Origin of the sequence: Enterobacter cloacae complex sp. XAL002 (genome assembly GCF_049236805.1) — a bacterium.
GTDB lineage: Bacteria > Pseudomonadota > Gammaproteobacteria > Enterobacterales > Enterobacteriaceae > Enterobacter > Enterobacter intestinihominis.
The window spans coordinates 101,346-117,752 of record NZ_JBMKJN010000003.1 but is presented as its reverse complement, the minus strand read 5'-3'; the positions used below and the strand labels follow the sequence as shown (position 1 = coordinate 117,752).

At 56.8% G+C, this 16,407-nt stretch carries 13 protein-coding genes; 9 read left to right on the top strand and 4 right to left on the bottom strand.

Annotated features, from left to right (window positions below):
* Positions 1–9: 9 nt before the first annotated feature.
* On the top strand, positions 10–2,502 hold the full coding sequence (locus ACOT0L_RS03720; RefSeq protein ID WP_126502762.1) for a fimbria/pilus outer membrane usher protein: 2,493 nt from the start codon (positions 10–12) through the stop codon (positions 2,500–2,502).
* Positions 2,503–2,517: 15 nt separating this feature from the next.
* Positions 2,518–3,582 (top strand): fimbrial protein, encoded by a 1,065-nt coding sequence (locus ACOT0L_RS03715; RefSeq protein ID WP_022646577.1) that lies wholly within the window; start codon positions 2,518–2,520, stop codon positions 3,580–3,582.
* A gap of 6 nt (positions 3,583–3,588) precedes the next feature.
* On the opposite strand, the gene ACOT0L_RS03710 is transcribed toward ACOT0L_RS03715, so the two are convergent.
* Entirely contained in the window at positions 3,589–4,224 is a 636-nt protein-coding gene (locus ACOT0L_RS03710) for a LuxR C-terminal-related transcriptional regulator (protein ID WP_032622107.1), read from the bottom strand.
* 569 nt (positions 4,225–4,793) lie between these two features.
* Between ACOT0L_RS03710 and ACOT0L_RS03705 the strand changes: the two genes are divergently transcribed.
* Positions 4,794–5,414, top strand: a complete 621-nt coding sequence (locus ACOT0L_RS03705; RefSeq protein ID WP_015570093.1) for a LuxR C-terminal-related transcriptional regulator — start codon at positions 4,794–4,796, stop codon at positions 5,412–5,414.
* Between the two features lie 76 nt (positions 5,415–5,490).
* On the top strand, positions 5,491–6,171 hold the full coding sequence (locus tag ACOT0L_RS03700; protein WP_126502761.1) for an EAL domain-containing protein: 681 nt from the start codon (positions 5,491–5,493) through the stop codon (positions 6,169–6,171).
* A gap of 18 nt (positions 6,172–6,189) precedes the next feature.
* Here ACOT0L_RS03700 and nlpA read toward each other — a convergent pair whose 3' ends face one another.
* Together nlpA and ACOT0L_RS03690 are read right to left on the bottom strand one after the other, a co-directional pair.
* Positions 6,190–6,990 carry a lipoprotein NlpA gene (gene nlpA, locus ACOT0L_RS03695; RefSeq protein WP_058646777.1) on the bottom strand — a complete coding sequence of 267 codons (801 nt, stop codon included), beginning with the start codon at positions 6,988–6,990 and terminating at the stop codon, positions 6,190–6,192.
* Between the two features lie 229 nt (positions 6,991–7,219).
* Positions 7,220–8,719, bottom strand: a complete 1,500-nt coding sequence (locus ACOT0L_RS03690; protein ID WP_032626657.1) for an MDR family MFS transporter — start codon at positions 8,717–8,719, stop codon at positions 7,220–7,222.
* Positions 8,720–8,797: 78 nt separating this feature from the next.
* Between ACOT0L_RS03690 and ACOT0L_RS03685 the strand changes: the two genes are divergently transcribed.
* On the top strand, positions 8,798–9,445 hold the full coding sequence (locus ACOT0L_RS03685; protein WP_032622106.1) for a TetR/AcrR family transcriptional regulator: 648 nt from the start codon (positions 8,798–8,800) through the stop codon (positions 9,443–9,445).
* On the opposite strand, the gene ACOT0L_RS03680 is transcribed toward ACOT0L_RS03685, so the two are convergent.
* Complete coding sequence (locus ACOT0L_RS03680; RefSeq protein ID WP_023298978.1) at positions 9,442–9,861, bottom strand: GNAT family N-acetyltransferase; 420 nt, start codon at positions 9,859–9,861, stop codon at positions 9,442–9,444. The genes ACOT0L_RS03685 and ACOT0L_RS03680 overlap by 4 nt on opposite strands.
* Before the next feature lie 185 nt (positions 9,862–10,046).
* Between ACOT0L_RS03680 and ACOT0L_RS03675 the strand changes: the two genes are divergently transcribed.
* The 4 genes from ACOT0L_RS03675 to ACOT0L_RS03660 all read left to right on the top strand — a co-directional run bounded on the left by ACOT0L_RS03675 (position 10,047) and on the right by ACOT0L_RS03660 (position 16,359).
* Positions 10,047–10,616 carry a TetR/AcrR family transcriptional regulator gene (locus tag ACOT0L_RS03675; protein ID WP_022646570.1) on the top strand — a complete coding sequence of 190 codons (570 nt, stop codon included), beginning with the start codon at positions 10,047–10,049 and terminating at the stop codon, positions 10,614–10,616.
* Positions 10,617–10,763: 147 nt separating this feature from the next.
* Positions 10,764–11,885 carry an efflux RND transporter periplasmic adaptor subunit gene (locus ACOT0L_RS03670; RefSeq protein WP_126502760.1) on the top strand — a complete coding sequence of 374 codons (1,122 nt, stop codon included), beginning with the start codon at positions 10,764–10,766 and terminating at the stop codon, positions 11,883–11,885.
* Positions 11,885–14,995, top strand: a complete 3,111-nt coding sequence (locus ACOT0L_RS03665) for an efflux RND transporter permease subunit (protein ID WP_023298976.1) — start codon at positions 11,885–11,887, stop codon at positions 14,993–14,995. The genes ACOT0L_RS03670 and ACOT0L_RS03665 overlap by 1 nt, the downstream gene beginning before the upstream one ends.
* Positions 14,995–16,359 carry an efflux transporter outer membrane subunit gene (locus ACOT0L_RS03660; protein WP_023298975.1) on the top strand — a complete coding sequence of 455 codons (1,365 nt, stop codon included), beginning with the start codon at positions 14,995–14,997 and terminating at the stop codon, positions 16,357–16,359. The genes ACOT0L_RS03665 and ACOT0L_RS03660 overlap by 1 nt, the downstream gene beginning before the upstream one ends.
* Positions 16,360–16,407: the final 48 nt, after the last annotated feature.

Below are 16,407 nucleotides of genomic sequence, written 5' to 3'. Positions count from 1 at the left end.
AGACTCACCATGAAAATGAAACAAAACAGACTCTGTCTGCTGGCAGTCTGCACGCTTCTGCTTTCGCATAAATCAGGGGCCGTCTCGTTTGATCCCTCCCTGCTTGCTGGCGCATCCGGTGAGTCCGATCTGTCTCGCTTTTCCGAAAACAACGCCATGCCTGCTGGCAGTCAGGAGATGGATATCTACGTAAACGGCAGTTGGAAGGGACGTTATACCGTCATCTACGGCGAGCAGCGTGACGACATCCGCCTTGCCTGGAAAGATGCCCGGTCGCTTGGCATCAACACCACGTCCGTGCCTGCGCCCGCCATTGTGCACGGGCAGGTGCAGCTGCGCGATCTGGTTCAGGGCGGTGAAGTCAAAACCGATACCAGCACCCTGAGTCTGGCGCTTACCGTTCCGCAGGCGGCCGTGCTGCGTACTGAAGAAGGTTACATTGCCCCCCAGTTTTGGGATGAGGGGATCCCGGCGCTGATGCTCTCGTGGAACACGACCTGGTATAACACCCGCGCAAAAGGCGCTGCGAAAGACACAAATGATGATTTTTATGCCGGGCTGGATTCCGGCGCCAACCTGTTCGGCTGGCAGTTTCGCGACAGCAGCGCCTGGCGGAAAACGGCCAGCGGAGAGAGTAGCTGGCAGAATAATACCCGCTATCTGCGCCGTCCCCTGGCCTCGCTGAAATCCAACCTGACGCTGGGTGACTTTTATATTCCTGGCGATCTGTTTGATTCCCTGCGCGTGCGCGGCGTGTCGCTGGCGTCGGACATGAAGATGCGCCCAAATTCACAGCAGGGTTTTTCACCGGTGGTTCACGGCGTGGCACGGACGAACGCCCTGGTGAAAGTTATCCAGAATGGCAACGTGATCTATCAGGAGAACGTACCGCCGGGCCAGTTTACCCTCGACAGCATTCAGCCTACCGGCTCCGCGGGCGATTTGCTGGTGGTGGTGCGTGAAGCGGACGGTTCACAGCAGTCCTTCACGGTGCCGTTTTCCGCCGTGCCCGGGATGCTAAAAGAAGGGGTGAGTCAGTACAGCGTGGTGGCAGGTAAAGTGCACCAGAACACGCTCGATGCCGAACCCGCATTCATGCAGGCCACGCTGCGCTACGGGTTTAATAACCTCATCACCGGGTATACCGGGACGATTATTAGCGATAACTACCAGGCCGGGCTTGTCGGTACCGGGTGGAACCTTCCGTTTGGCGCGGTCTCGTTTGATGTCACCCACGCCAAAACCACCCTACAGGATCGCACCAGCAGCGGTCAGAGTTATCGCGTGTCGTACAGCAAATTTATCGATACCACCGCCACCAACTTCACCCTGGCGGCCTATCGCTATTCCACTAAAGGCTATTACAGCTTCAGCGACGCGCTCTATTCGCGCGAAGGGTATCAGCGCCTGAGAGCGCAGTACGACGACTATGAAGATCGGTTTGGCGTTGCGCCCGACATGTCGCTAAGCACCTGGGATGCCCTGCGCGCGGCGCAGCCCAAGAATACCTTTACGCTTAACCTTAATCAGCGCCTGCTCAATAACTGGGGCACGGTATTTGTCTCCGGCACACAGCGCGATTACTGGAACTCACAGCAAACCACGCGCGAATACCAGATGGGCTATTCCAACGCCATCGGCCGCGCCAGCTATACCCTGTCGGCCAGCCGGGTACGGAACAGGGACAGTGAAGAAGAGACGCGCCTTTACCTCTCCCTCAGCCTGCCGTTCTCGCTGTTTGATAATAATGCCTGGATCACCTCCAGCCTGACGGCCAGCGATTCGCATTACGAGCAGAGCAATATCAGCATGAGCGGGAACGCGCTGGCGTCGAACCGACTGAGCTACACCCTCTCCGGCAGTAATGCGCGGGGGGGTAAAAATGCGGCAAGCGTTAACGCCGCGTACCGTTCGAACTTCGCGACACTCGGTGGCTCTTACAGCGAATCCTCCGACTACCGCCAGACCGGGCTCAGCGGACGGGGAAGCCTGGTGGCCTACCCGTGGCACGTTCTCGCCTCAAACGAAACCGGCACAACCATGACTATCGTCGATGCGCCAAAAGCGGAGGGACTGATGGTGAACGGCGATGAAAGCATTATGACGAACCGCGATGGCGTGGCGCTGGTGCCTTACGCCACCCCGTATCGCAAAAACGCCATTACGTTATCGCAAACGGAAAACAGCGCTGGCGCGGAGGTGATCGGCAACATGGCTAACGTGGCCCCTTACGACGGGGCGGTGAGCTACATCCGCTTCGAAACCGACAAACGCCAGTCATGGGTACTTCATGCGACGCGTGCCGACGGCAAACCGCTGCCCTTTGGTACCGAAGTGCTTGATGAACACGGTGAATCTGTCGGGTATGTCGGCCAGGCCAGCGTACTGTATATCCGCGCTGAACAGCCGCCACGCGCGCTCAACGTGCATCTCCGCGGCGGGAAGTGCGAAATCTCCGCCCCAGCCTGGGGGCTGAACAGCCCCTCATCGGTTTGCCATTAATTACGGATTATCAAAATGTTACGATCATTCATATTCCTGCTCCTCTCCAGTATTAGTGGGATGAGCTATGCCACCTGCTCCGGCAGCAGCATCGTTTATGGCACACCGATTACCATTGATTTATCGGATAAGCTGAGCCCGGCCACGCCCACATGGACCGGCAGCTTCAGCACCCAGTACAGCGGCTCATTCAACTGTACGACAGGTAACAGTGAATTTTCTTACACGCCGATCCTCTCGACCGACAGCAAATACGCGACCATCCTCGGGTTCAGCAATAACAAGTATATGGTGCGGGCGGAGATCACCAATCCCCCGGCCAATAAAACCCTGACTGCCAGCGGTAGCCATACGGCGTCTGAGCTGAACACACCGTTTACGGTTCGCTTCACCCTCGTTAACCAGAGCGGCACTACCCTGACGGGGGATACGGCGAACATGAGCGACGTTCTGTTCGTCAGCGACATGAGTGGGCTATCCTTCTGGGAAATCATCACCTGGCCAATCAATCAGGTCATCAAGATAGCGCAGTGGTTATTCAGCGGGTTCAAGTGGCCTTACGACAACCGCGATATGTTTGGTCAGCCGATGATCATCAAATACGCGCCAAAACTGACTACCTGTTCCTTTGATAATGCGGGGCTGACCGTAGCGCTGCCGACGCTCGGCATTCCCCAGCTCAGTGCATCCTCACAGCCGGGGCTGACGCCTTTTTCACTGAACATGAGCTGTCAGAACGTCGGGGTTAACGGCAATTCCGATCGGGCAATTGAGATGTTTCTGTCCAGCACGCAGCTGCTCTCAACCGACAGCTCGGTGCTGATCGACAGCAGCAGTAGCGCGGCGCAGGGCGTGGGGCTACGCCTGATAAAACGTGACGCCCCGCAAACGCCGGTGACCTTCTCTACCTCAACCACCAGCCGTGGCAACGCCACGATGATTTTCAGCGTGGCGGCTGGCGCGGCGCTGGACGAACATTTCACCCTTCCGATGGCGGCGTACTATTACGTGTGGGCGCCCGCCCAGGTGAGCCAGGGTAAGATCAATACATCGGCTACGCTGAATATTATCTATCCCTGATGTGAGCTATTTCTCCATCTTTCCAACCGCTTGCACATACTTAATCAGTTCGCTGTGGTTGGAAAGATTCAGCTTTTTCATCGCATTGTGCTTCTGCGTCGCAATGGTACTGACCGAACGGTTTCGATGACGGGCAATCTCCGTCGTTGAAAATCCTTCCACGATAAGATGGAGCACCTCCCACTCTCTGGCCGAGAGGATGGAGCGCGCCCGGGAACCGGACCGCATTACCCGCCTGAGCCACGAAGAGATCGACGGTGTTTGCCCGTCTGCCATGAGCAACGCGGGTAATTCCTTTTTCAGTTCAGTCAATTCATCCTGCTGACTGATGGTTAATTCAAATTTCATCTCCAGAACTTTTTTTAACAGCCCGTAAGGCAGCTCGGGCACCAACAGAACACGCCTGACGTGATGGGTTTTACATAAAGATGTAAAACGGCTGCTGACCTCCGCACTCCACTCTTTATGATTAAGCAGATAATTAAATTCAGTGAAGAAAACATCCACGTTATTATCCGCGACCGCCGCCAGCGCCTGTTCAGTGGAATCGACCTGAGTAATGTTCAGTACGTAATCGGGTAAAAGATCATGGAGCGCCCGGAATATTATCTCTTTAAATATATTTATTTTGTAAAACACCATTACCTTTACGATACGTTCAGTATTATTCATGTCTTTTCTAAATTCTCGTGACCGGAGGAAAATGATAATAGTTTATGTACTCATCACTCACAACCTCTTCACGCCAGGATTTTATCCTTCTCAGGCTTAAAAATCTGAACAAGGACATTAAATTTATAGAAAAAATTCTATTTTATCCTGCACGCCGTTTCCTCTTGCAGATAAAGCTTTGTCGATAACCCTGCCGCGATCACAATTTTTCTTTCAGGAATAGCAGTAAGCCACTGAAAAAACGGTGGATAAACCCCATCAATCAACCTTCTGATGCTTATTAATCGCCCATTCACAGAATAAAAATCTGGCATGAATATTATTAGAAGATTAAAACAATTGCATATACCATTAAAATCATTTTTCAATTTTATCTTCCTCTAATAATTGGCATCAGCTTTACTCGACGGTTTGTATTGGCTTACATTGATGCCATCGCATCGCGTTATTTAAAAAGTGCTCGCCATTCTTTTAATAAGAGAGTGCGAACCGCCATTTTCTCTTATATGGACTGTTTACTCAGCGAAAGGAGAATGCCAATGCAAAATAAAAAAACAATTCACGTTGCCGTTGTTGACAGCTGCGAATTCACGATGATTGGCCTGCAATCGCTCGGAAAGCGTGAGCCTGATGAAAAACACGACGTTATTTTCCATGGGTTTACCCATATCGAAGAACTTGCTATGAGTGAACAACTCTTTGATATCATCATTTATGATCCGTTGAATACGCGTCATTTCCGGGTGACGACGAATGACGACATTCTCTGTATTAAACAGAAACAAGTGACGGCGAAGATCTATATCTATTCGTTATCCGCTGGCTATTTGAAATTCAAACATGTTGATGGGGTAATCAGCAAAAGAGTCTCCCTGGGGGATATCAAAGCGCTGTGGCAAATACTGATGAGCCAGACGCCGCAAGAGTCTGGTCGTTACAACGTAGGCATGACTACCCGCTTACGCACCCCGGCGAGGCTGTCCAGCGAGGAGGCCAGCGTATTGCGCGGCTATTCCTGTAATCTCAAAACCAAGCAAATCGCCCGTCAGCTGGGGTGTAACGTCAGGCTGGTTTACTTTTATAAAAACAACGCCATGAACAAGCTTAAGGCCGTGCGTGGCCCCTCGTTTTACCAGAGCATTCGCTGGATCCTGAATTAAGAATTTGACCGTGTGTCGTTTGCCTTTTGTTCCCGTGTCCGCGGGAACCTTTTTTTCATTTCCTGAAGGCTGTTCCATGTATACCGTTCTTCCCTCTCCCCTGTTGCAACGTATCTCAGGGCTGCGATTCCAGCCGCTTGTCGATCTTCATTCGGGCCAGGTGTTCGCGCATGAAGTTCTCGTGGAGATCCATAACGTCAATCTGGAGATATTGTTTGCTTCTCTGCCTTCGCGCAGCGCGCTGCAAATCTTCTTCTGGCAGGCCAACACCCTGTTACAGATACCCGCCCGGGACGCTTACTGGCTAAACCTTCCGGCAGAACACCTTCTCGACGAACGCGCTATCCGGTTGTTGCTGGCGTTACGCCATCAGCAGCGGTTAACGATTGAAATTCAGGATCCTCACACCATCACACGGCTGAGTAAGGCTGAGCAATATCGTCTTCATGCCACGCTTGTTCGGTTAAAAGAGGCGGGATGGCAAATCTGGCTGGACGATTTAACCCGGGAGTTGGCTGAGGCGTTCGCGCGGCTTGCGCTGCCGCTGGATGGGGTAAAAATTGACCGCTCAGCGCTGCGCGAGCGCGCGCCGCTTGCCCCGTTTGTGCAGGAGGTCAGGGCAGGTATCGCGCAATCAATTCTTATCGAAGGCATCGAGAATTCGCGGGATCTGGCGCGCGCCCGCACGTCTGGCGCACAGTCTGGCCAGGGTTTTCTGTGGCCCGAAAGCCGCACCGATGCCCGCGTAACGCTGTGAGGGCCAGCTTACCGTGGCCTACCAGCCCGGCACCGCACCGCCGTTAAAAAGGGTCTCTGCCGCTTTCGCCACTTCCGGCGACTGATAGGACTGGATAAATTCCTTCACGTTTTCGGCGTCTTTGTTGTCTTCACGCGTGACCACTATATTCACGTAAGGCGAGTTTTTGTCCTCAATAAAGACGCTGTCATGTACCGGAGACAGCCCCGTTTGCTGAAGATAGGTGGTACTGATGATGGCCACATCCACTTTCGGATCGTCCAGCACGCGCGGCAGCTGCGCTCCTTCCAGCTCCATAATCTGTAAGTTTTTGGGATTCGCGGTAATATCCAGCGCCGTCGGCAGCAGGCCAACATCTGGTTTAAGGGTAATCAGCTTCTCTTTTTGCAGCAGCAACAGCGCGCGGCCGAGGTTGGTGGGATCGTTTGGAATCGCAATGGTTGCGCCATCCTTCAGCTCAGACACCGATTTAATCTTTCGGGAGTAACCCGCCATCGGGAAGACGAAGGTATTGGCCACGGCGACCAGCGTGTAATTGTGCGCCTTGTTATCTTGTGCAAGGAACGGGCGATGCTGGAAGACGTTGGCGTCCAGTTCGCCCTGGTTGGTGGCATCGTTGGGTAGCAGCGAGCCGCTAAAGCCCACCAGCTCAACATCCAGACCGTATTTCTCTTTTGCCACCTTTTTGGCGACTTCCGCCACGTCCTGCTCAGCGCCATTGATCACGCCGACTTTAATGTGTCTGGCATCATTGCCGCCCTGATCACAGCCCGCGAGCAGCAGGCCAGTCAGGAGAAGCGCACCCAATCGAAGTTTCACGAGACAGTTCCTTTTGATAGACGTTTTGAAGACTATATCGACAACGAGACGGCAGGCTAAAAAACGAAAAGGAATCAGTAAGACGGTTAAGTTATATGCGGCCTGTTGCCGGGTGGCGCTGCGCTTACCCGGCCTACGTAACGGGCGAAGTGTAGGCCCGGTAAGCGTAGCGCCACCGGGCGATGGGCATCAGGCTACGGTAGTCCAGGCGCAAGCAGAACCGCTAACCTCACGCCTGCCGACGCAGCGGCGCTTCGCGCAAAAACCACGACAGCACAAACGCCAGCACCATAATCCCCGCCGCCAGCATAAACACCGCATGGATAGCCGAGCCGAACGCATCCAGATAGTCCAGACGCAGGGCATCAGGCAGATGGTGAATGGCAACGGGATTTAGTTCGCGCGGCAGTTCCGCCCCTTCCGGCAGCCTGTCGATCAGCCCTGATTGCAGAATATGGGTGAACACCGCGCCAAACAGCGCAACGCCAATCGCCCCGCCAATGGAACGGAACAGCGTCACCCCAGAGGTCGCTACGCCGTATTGATCGGCTGACACGCTGTTCTGCACCGCCAGCACCAGCACCTGCATCACCAGTCCCAGCCCCATGCCCAGCACGCCGGTAAACAGGTACAGCTGCCAGGTTGGGGAGGTGATTGAAATGCGCGTCAGTAACGCCATCCCCACCACGCCGAGCAGCGTGCCGAGGATCGGGAACAGACGGTATTTCCCGGTGCGGCTGATGATGCGCCCGCTGATGATGGAGGTGAGCAACAGCCCGCCCATCAGGGGGATCAGCTGCAAGCCGGCCTGCGTTGGCGTGGCGTCTTTCACCACCTGTAAATAGAGCGGCAGGAACGTTACCGAGCCAAACAGGGACATGCCGATGATAAAGCCAATCAGGCTACAGAGCAGGAAGCTGCGGTCGCGGAAGAGCGACAGCGGGATAATCGGCTCCCACGCCAGCCGCTCTTCGTAAATAAACCCGGCGATCCCCGTCAGGCCGAAGGCCAGAATGCACCACAGCTGCGGGTCGTTCCATTGGCGGATCGTACCGCCCTCGGTGGTAAACAGAATGATGCACAGCAGCGCCATGCTGAGGTAAATCGCTCCCAGGTAATCAATCTCATGCTTGCTGCGCCGCGCGCTACCGTGGAAAACCGCCCCAATCACCAGCAGCGCAAACAGCCCCAGCGGCAGGTTGATGTAGAAAATCCAGCGCCAGGATGCATGCTGAACGATAAACCCGCCGATCAGCGGGCCTATCACCGTCGCCAGGCCAAACACGCCGCCAAACAGCCCCTGATAGCGACCCCGATCGGCAGGCGGGATCACGTCCGCCACGGCGGCCATGCTGATCACCATCAGGCCGCCGCCCCCCAGCCCTTGCAGGGCGCGCATCAGCACCAGCTGGGTCATGTTCTGCGCCAGGCCACACAGCGCAGAGCCCACCAGGAAAAGCACTATTGCGATTTGCAGGACGATTTTACGGCCAAACAGATCGCCGAATTTGCCATACAGCGGCACCACGATGGTCGAACTGAGGATATAGGCTGTCACCACCCAGGAGAGCTTATCCAGCCCGCCCAGCTCGCCGACGATGGTCGGCAGCGCGGTGGAGACAATGGTCTGATCCAGCGCCGAGAGCAGCATCACCAGCAGGAGTGCGCTGAACAGCAGCTTAATCGACGGCGCCTTTTTCGCAGGTTGAGTCATTACGTCAGACTCCATAAGAGATCGCTTGAAATTAATTAATCGAATAATTAATATTCAGGTAAGTTATGGATAAGATCAAGAGACAGCGTGACCGTGCCAGCACTAAAAGACAATTCTGAACCCCGCCGTCCCGGACGTCCGCGCGGCGGCAAGCGCGTTACCGCCAGCCGCGAACAGCTGCTGGACATCGCCCTGAACCTCTTCTCCCGCCAGGGGATCGCCAATACGTCGTTGAACGCTATTGCCCGCGAAGCCGGCGTGACGCCCGCCATGCTGCACTACTACTTCAACTCCAGAGAACAGTTACTGGATGCGATGATTGAGGAGCGCTTCCTGCCGTTACGCGAGCGGATCGGGGCGATTTTCGCCGACAACCGGGATTCGCCGGTGGATGCCCTGACGGAAATGGTCAGGGTGCTGGCCGAACTGGCGGAAAAGTATCGCTGGTTTGCCCCGCTGTGGATGCAGGAGGTGATCGGCGAGATGCCGGTACTGCGTACGCATTTGCAGGAGCGCTTTGGCGATGAGAAATATCACACCACGCTGGCAACCATCAAAGGCTGGCAGCAGGAAGGAAAGCTGAATCCGGCGCTGGCCCCCGAACTGCTGTTCACGACGCTGCTGAGCCTGGTGCTGGTGCCTTTCTCTCGCATGCGCAATGACGAGAGGCTTAATGCCCTCTCGCCGGAGATCGTTGTGCGCCACGTGTTAGCCGTGATCGGCAACGGGATCGGCGGTTAAAGATCCCTGGTCAGATAGTGTCTCTGCATTCCCTGATAAGGGTAATCCTGCAAGGACATCTGCACCTGATAACCCTGTTTTTCATAGAACGGACGCGCCTGGAAGCTGACCGTATCCACCAGCGCGTGACGACACCCTTTACGACGGGCCTCCTCTTCAGCCTTTTTGATCAGCTGGCTGCCGACGCCCGTTCCCCGCACCCTGTCGCTGACCCACAGAAAGTCGATATTCAGCCAGTCGCCTTTACGTACGCCGATTAACCCGCCCAGCATGACGCCGTTGTCGTCCCGCACATATACGCCAATATCGCCACTAAACGTCGCCAGATCTAAATACTGCGCGTTATAGGCTCTTAGCCCCGTTAATAATTCTTCTTTTTCTTCAGCCGTGACTTTATCTGTAATGCTCAGGTGCATAAATCTCTCCTTATTTTCAGCGCAATCTGAATATCTCACAGCTTAACCTTCATAAAAACTCCTTATTTCCTCCATTGTTTAAACAAGGAAATATTCATTCAATATGTAAATAAAAAAAACCTTTCCAATAGGCTCCGAAAACGTATAATGAGAATGATCATTCTCACTTTTTACGGTAGCCGACGATGAGCACAAAGCTGGAAGAACGACAAAAACTACGGCAGGACGAAATCATCACCGCCGCGCGTCGCTGCTTTCGCGCCAGTGGATTTCACGCTGCCAGCATGTCGCAGATCGCCAGCGAAGCCAGGCTCAGCGTCGGACAAATCTATCGCTATTTCAGTAACAAAGACGCGATCATTGAAGAGATGATCCGCCGCATTATCGACTCACGTATTGAGGAGATGCAGGGCAAAACCCTGGTTGAAGGGATGCCGCAGGCGCTTGCCTGGCGCCAGACGCTGAACGAAGATGATGACGCGCTAATGCTCGAAATGTCCGCAGAGGCCACACGCAATCCGCTGGTGGCAAACATGCTGATCGAAGCCGAAGCCCGCATGTTCGCCAACGCCTGTGAGCACCTGAAAAAGCAGTTCCCCCACCTGAGCGATGAGCATATTCGCTGCTGCGTGGAGATTACCGCCGTGATGATCGAAGGCACGATTTACCGTCGACTCACGCCTTTAAAAGTACCGTCAGAACAATTAGAGCCCATATACCAGAATATTTTAAATATGCTTTTCTCTGCGAAGTAATCGCATGTGAATAATTAGCGGAAATAAGTAATTTCCCTTTTTTCATTTCTGGCTCTGCCAGAGATGCGGGATCGCTGTGCTTTTAATTAGCCCTCCTCCCTGTTAAGCGATTAACAGGGCAGGCTTCGTTCACCCTGGAAAAAGATTATGAAAACCATAACAACCTCCATCGCAGCATTACTCCTCCTGACAGGGTGCGATAATGCGCAAACATCTGCTCCCCAGCGTCCTCTTCCGGAAGTGGGGATTGTCACACTCATGAGCCAGCCGGTGTCCGTGGTCAGCGAGCTGACCGGCCGCACCGCCGCCGCGATGAGCGCCGAAGTGCGCCCTCAGGTGGGCGGCATTATTCAGAAACGGCTCTTCACCGAAGGCGATACGGTCAAGGCCGGGCAGGTGCTGTATCAGATCGATCCTTCCAGCTACCGCGCCGCTTATGATGAAGCTGCCGCCGCACTGAAACAGGCGCAGGCGCTGGTGCAGGCCGACTGCCAGAAAGCCCGGCGCTATGCGCAGCTGGTTAAGGATGACGGCGTATCACGTCAGGATGCGGAAGACGCGAAGTCCACCTGCGCGCAGGACAAGGCCAGCGTCGAGTCAAAGAAAGCCGCGCTGGAAAGTGCCCGCATTAACCTCAACTGGACCACCGTCACCGCGCCGATTGCCGGACGTATCGGCATCTCCTCTGTGACCCCCGGCGCGCTGGTGACCGCCCAGCAGGATACCGCGCTGGCCACTATTCGCGGGCTGGACAGTATGTACGTCGATTTAACCCGTTCCAGCGCCGATCTGCTGCGATTACGCAGGCAAACCCTCGCCAGCAACAGCGATACGCTGAACGTGTCGTTGATCCTCGAAGACGGCAGCAGCTACAGCGTAAAAGGCCATCTGGCGTTAACCGAAGTGGCGGTGGATGAGTCTACCGGCTCAGTCACCCTGCGCGCCGTCTTCCCGAACCCGCAGCATCAGCTTCTGCCGGGCATGTTCGTCCGCGCCCGAGTGGATGAAGGCATCATGAATGACGCGATCCTCGCGCCGCAGCAGGGCATCACCCGCGACGCCAAAGGTACCGCCACCGCGCTGGTGGTGAACGCCAGCAACAAGGTCGAGCAGCGTCAGCTGGAAACGGGCGACACCTACGGCGATAAATGGCTGGTGCTGAATGGCCTGAAGGCGGGCGATAAGCTGATTGTGGAAGGCACCGACAAAGTTACCGCCGGGCAGGAAGTGAAAGCTGAAGAGATGAAAACCAACGGAGGAAACGCCTGATGTTTTCCCGTTTCTTCGTGCGTCGCCCGGTCTTTGCCTGGGTTATCGCCATTCTCATCATGCTCGCCGGGATACTGGCGATCCGCACGCTGCCCGTTGCGCAGTACCCGGACGTTGCCCCGCCGTCGATCAAAATCTCCGCCACCTACACTGGCGCCTCCGCACAAACGCTGGAGAACAGCGTGACGCAGGTGATCGAGCAGCAGCTCACCGGGCTGGATAACCTGCTCTACTTCACCTCCACCAGCAGCTCGGACGGGTCGGTGAGCATTAACGTCACGTTTGAACAGGGAACCGATCCGGACACCGCTCAGGTACAGGTGCAGAACAAAGTCCAGCAGGCGGAATCGCGCCTGCCGACCGAGGTGCAGCAGTCCGGGATCACCGTCGAAAAATCCCAGAGCAACTTCCTGCTGATCATGGGCGTATATGATAAAACCGACACCGCCAGCAGCTCGGATATCGCCGACTGGCTGGTGAGTAATATGCAGGATCCGCTGGCGCGCGTGGATGGCGTCGGCAGCCTGCAGGTGTTCGGTGCAGAATACGCGATGCGCATCTGGCTCGACCCGGCTAAGCTGGCGTCGTACTCGCTGATGCCCTCCGACGTGCAGAGCGCGATTGAAGCGCAGAACGTCCAGGTCTCCGCCGGTAAAATCGGCGCGCTGCCCTCGTCGAACGCCCAACAGCTGACCGCCACCGTTCGCGCTCAGTCGCGTCTGCAAACGGTCGATGAGTTCAAAAAAATCATCGTCAAGAGCCAGTCCAACGGTGCGGTGGTGCGCATCAGCGACGTCGCGCGCGTGGAGATGGGCAGCGAAGATTACACCGCCACCGCGAAGCTGAACGGCCACCCGGCGGCGGGTATGGCGGTGATGCTCTCGCCGGGCGCCAACGCGCTTAACACCGCCACGGCGGTAAAAGACAAGATCGCCGAGTTCAAAAAGTCGATGCCGGAAGGCTACGACGTGGCCTACCCGAAAGACAGCACCGAGTTCATCAAGATCTCCGTTGAGGACGTGATTCAGACCCTGTTCGAAGCCATTATCCTCGTGGTGGTGGTGATGTACCTGTTTCTGCAAAACATCCGCGCGACGCTGATCCCGGCGCTGGCGGTGCCGGTGGTGCTGCTGGGCACCTTCGGCGTACTGGCGCTGTTCGGTTACTCCATCAACACCCTGACGCTGTTTGCCATGGTGCTGGCGATAGGACTGTTGGTGGATGACGCCATCGTGGTGGTGGAAAACGTCGAGCGTATTATGCGAGACGAAGGGCTGCCCGCCCGGGAAGCGACCGAAAAATCGATGGGCGAAATTTCCGGCGCGCTGATCGCCATTGCGCTGGTGCTCTCTGCGGTATTCCTGCCGATGGCCTTCTTCGGCGGCTCTACCGGGGTCATTTACCGTCAGTTCTCGGTCACCATTATTTCGGCGATGTTCCTCTCCGTGGTGGTGGCGCTGACCCTGACGCCCGCACTGTGCGGCTCGATCCTGAATCACACCGCTCCGCACAAAAAGGGCTTCTTCGGCGCGTTTAACCGCTTCTACAGTAAGACCGAGCATGGCTATCAGAATAAGGTTCTGCGCGCCCTGCGCCGTTCCGGCTGCATGCTGGTGATCTTCGCCCTGCTCTGCGGCGCGATGGGGTTCGCCATGCTGAAACTGCCGGGTAGCTTCCTGCCAACCGAAGACCAGGGTGAAATCATGGTGCAGTACACCCTCCCTGCCGGCGCAACCGCGGTGCGTACCGCAGAGGTAAGCCGCCAGGTACGCGAGTGGTTCCTCACCAAAGAGAAAGCCAATACCGACGTGATCTTTACCGTTGAAGGCTTCAGCTTCAGCGGCAGCGGCCAGAACGCCGGGATGGCGTTCGTCTCCCTGAAAAACTGGTCAGAGCGTAAAGGCGAGGAAAACACCGCGCAGGCCATTGCCCTGCGCGCCACGCAGGAGCTGAGCGCCATCCGCGATGCCACCATCTTTGCGATGACACCGCCGGCAGTGGACGGTCTGGGCCAGAGCAACGGCTTTACCTTTGAGCTGATGGCGAGCGGCGGCACCGACCGCGACGCGCTGCTGAAACTGCGTAACCAGCTGATTGGCGAAGCGAATCAGGACAGCTCGCTGCACGCCGTGCGCGCCAACGATCTGCCGCAGATGCCGCAGCTTCAGGTGGATATCGATAACAACAAAGCCGTGTCGCTGGGGCTCTCCCTGAGCGACGTCACCGACACCCTGTCCAGCGCCTGGGGCGGCACCTACGTGAACGACTTCATTGACCGTGGCCGCGTGAAAAAGGTCTACATCCAGGGCGACAGCGACTATCGCGCGGTACCGTCGGATCTCAACAAATGGTATGTGCGCGGCAGCGACAGCACTATGACCCCATTCTCCGCCTTCGCCACCACCCGCTGGGAGTATGGCCCGGAAAGCCTGGTGCGCTACAACGGCTCGGCGGCGTATGAAATTCAGGGCGAGAACGCCAGCGGCGCCAGCTCCGGTACGGCGATGAGCAAAATGGAGCAGCTGGCGAATAACCTGCCGTCCGGCAGCACCTGGGCGTGGAGCGGTTTGTCGTTGCAGGAAAAACTGGCGAGCGGTCAGGCGATGAGCCTTTATGCCCTCTCCATCCTCGTGGTGTTCCTGTGCCTGGCGGCACTGTATGAGAGCTGGTCGGTGCCCATTTCGGTGATCCTCGTGATCCCGCTTGGGGTGCTGGGCGCGGCCATTGCCGCCTCCCTGCGCGGCCTGAGCAACGATGTCTATTTCCAGGTGGCGCTGCTGACCACCATCGGTCTGTCGTCGAAGAACGCCATTCTGATTGTCGAGTTTGCCGAAGCCAAAGTGGCCGAAGGCTACTCACTGACGCGCGCCGCCCTGCGGGCCGCCCAGACGCGTCTGCGTCCGATCATCATGACCTCGCTGGCGTTTATCGCAGGCGTGACGCCGCTGGCGATTGCCACCGGCGCGGGGGCCAACAGCCGCGTGGCGATCGGCACCGGCATTATCGGCGGGACGCTGGCCGCGACGCTGCTGGCTATCTTCTTTGTTCCTTTATTCTTTGTACTGGTGAAACGTCTGTTCTCCGGTAAGCACGCAAACCGGAGGTCATAATGTTTCGTGTAACTGTTTTAGCGTTAGCACTGCTGAGCGCAGGCTGTGTGTCATTAGATCCCACGTATCAGCGCCCGGACGCGCCCGTTCCGGCCACACTGCCCGGCGCGCACGGCGAAGCCAGCGCCGTGGTGAACCAGTGGCAGCAGGTGATGAATGATGCGCGGCTGAAAAGCGTGGTGACGATGGCGCTCAACAGCAACCGCGACGTGCAAAAAGCGATTGCGGATATCGACGCCGCCCGTGCCCAGTATGGCGAAACGCGCTCGTCCCTGTTCCCGACGGTGGACGCGGAACTGAGCCACACCCGCAGCCGCACGCTGGCGAGCGGCGTCGCGACGAGCGACGAAGCCAACGGCACGGTCTCCAGCTTCGAACTGGATCTGTTTGGCCGCAACCAGAGCCTGTCGCGCGCCGCGCGTGAAACCTGGCTTGCCAGCGAGTTCACCGCGCAGAACACGCGCCTGACAATGGTCAGCGAGCTGACCACGGCCTGGGTGACGCTGGCGGCGGATAACAGCAATCTGGCGCTGGCGAAATCCACCCTGGAGAGCGCCGCGAACTCGCTCAAAATCGTCAAACGTCAGCAGGAAGTAGGTGTGGCAGCGGCCACGGACGTCAGTGAAGCGATGGCGGTTTACCAGCAGGCGCGCGCCAGCGTGGCGAGCTACCAGACGCTGGTGATGCAGGACAAAAACGCCCTTAACCTGCTGGCGGGCGATACGGTGCCCGAGAACCTGCTGCCCGGCACGCTGGAGAGCCTGAGCGATAACGCCATCACGCTGATCCCGGCGGGCGTCAGCTCCAGCGCGCTGCTGCGTCGCCCGGACATTCAGGAGGCGGAACATAACCTGCTGAGCGCTAACGCCAACATCGGCGCGGCACGCGCCAACTTCTTCCCGACCATTTCACTGACCGCCAGCGCGGGCGTCGGCAGCGATTCGCTGTCATCCCTGTTCAGCCACGGCATGAAGGTCTGGTCGTTCGCGCCGTCCATCACCCTGCCGCTGTTTAGCGGGGGCAACAATATGGCGCAGCTGCGCTATGCGGAAGCGGAGAAAAAAGGGTTAATTGCGACCTATGAGAAAACCATCCAGAGCGCGTTCAAGGACGTGGCCGACGCGCTGGCGCGGCGCGAAACGTTGAGCGAACAGCTTGATGCCCAGCGTGAATACGTGGCGGCGGAGCAAAAAACGCTGGATGTGGCGACGCGCAGTTACAAGGCTGGCGCGGGCGATTATCTGACGGTGCTCACCGCGCAGCGATCGCTGTGGTCAGCACAGGAATCACTGATTGCCTTGCAGCAAACCGACCTGGAAAACCGCATCACGCTGTGGCAATCGCTGGGTGGAGGGGTTCAGTAACCTCATCGGTGGGCGATTCTCATGCGCAGAAAAGAGAAAATCATACTT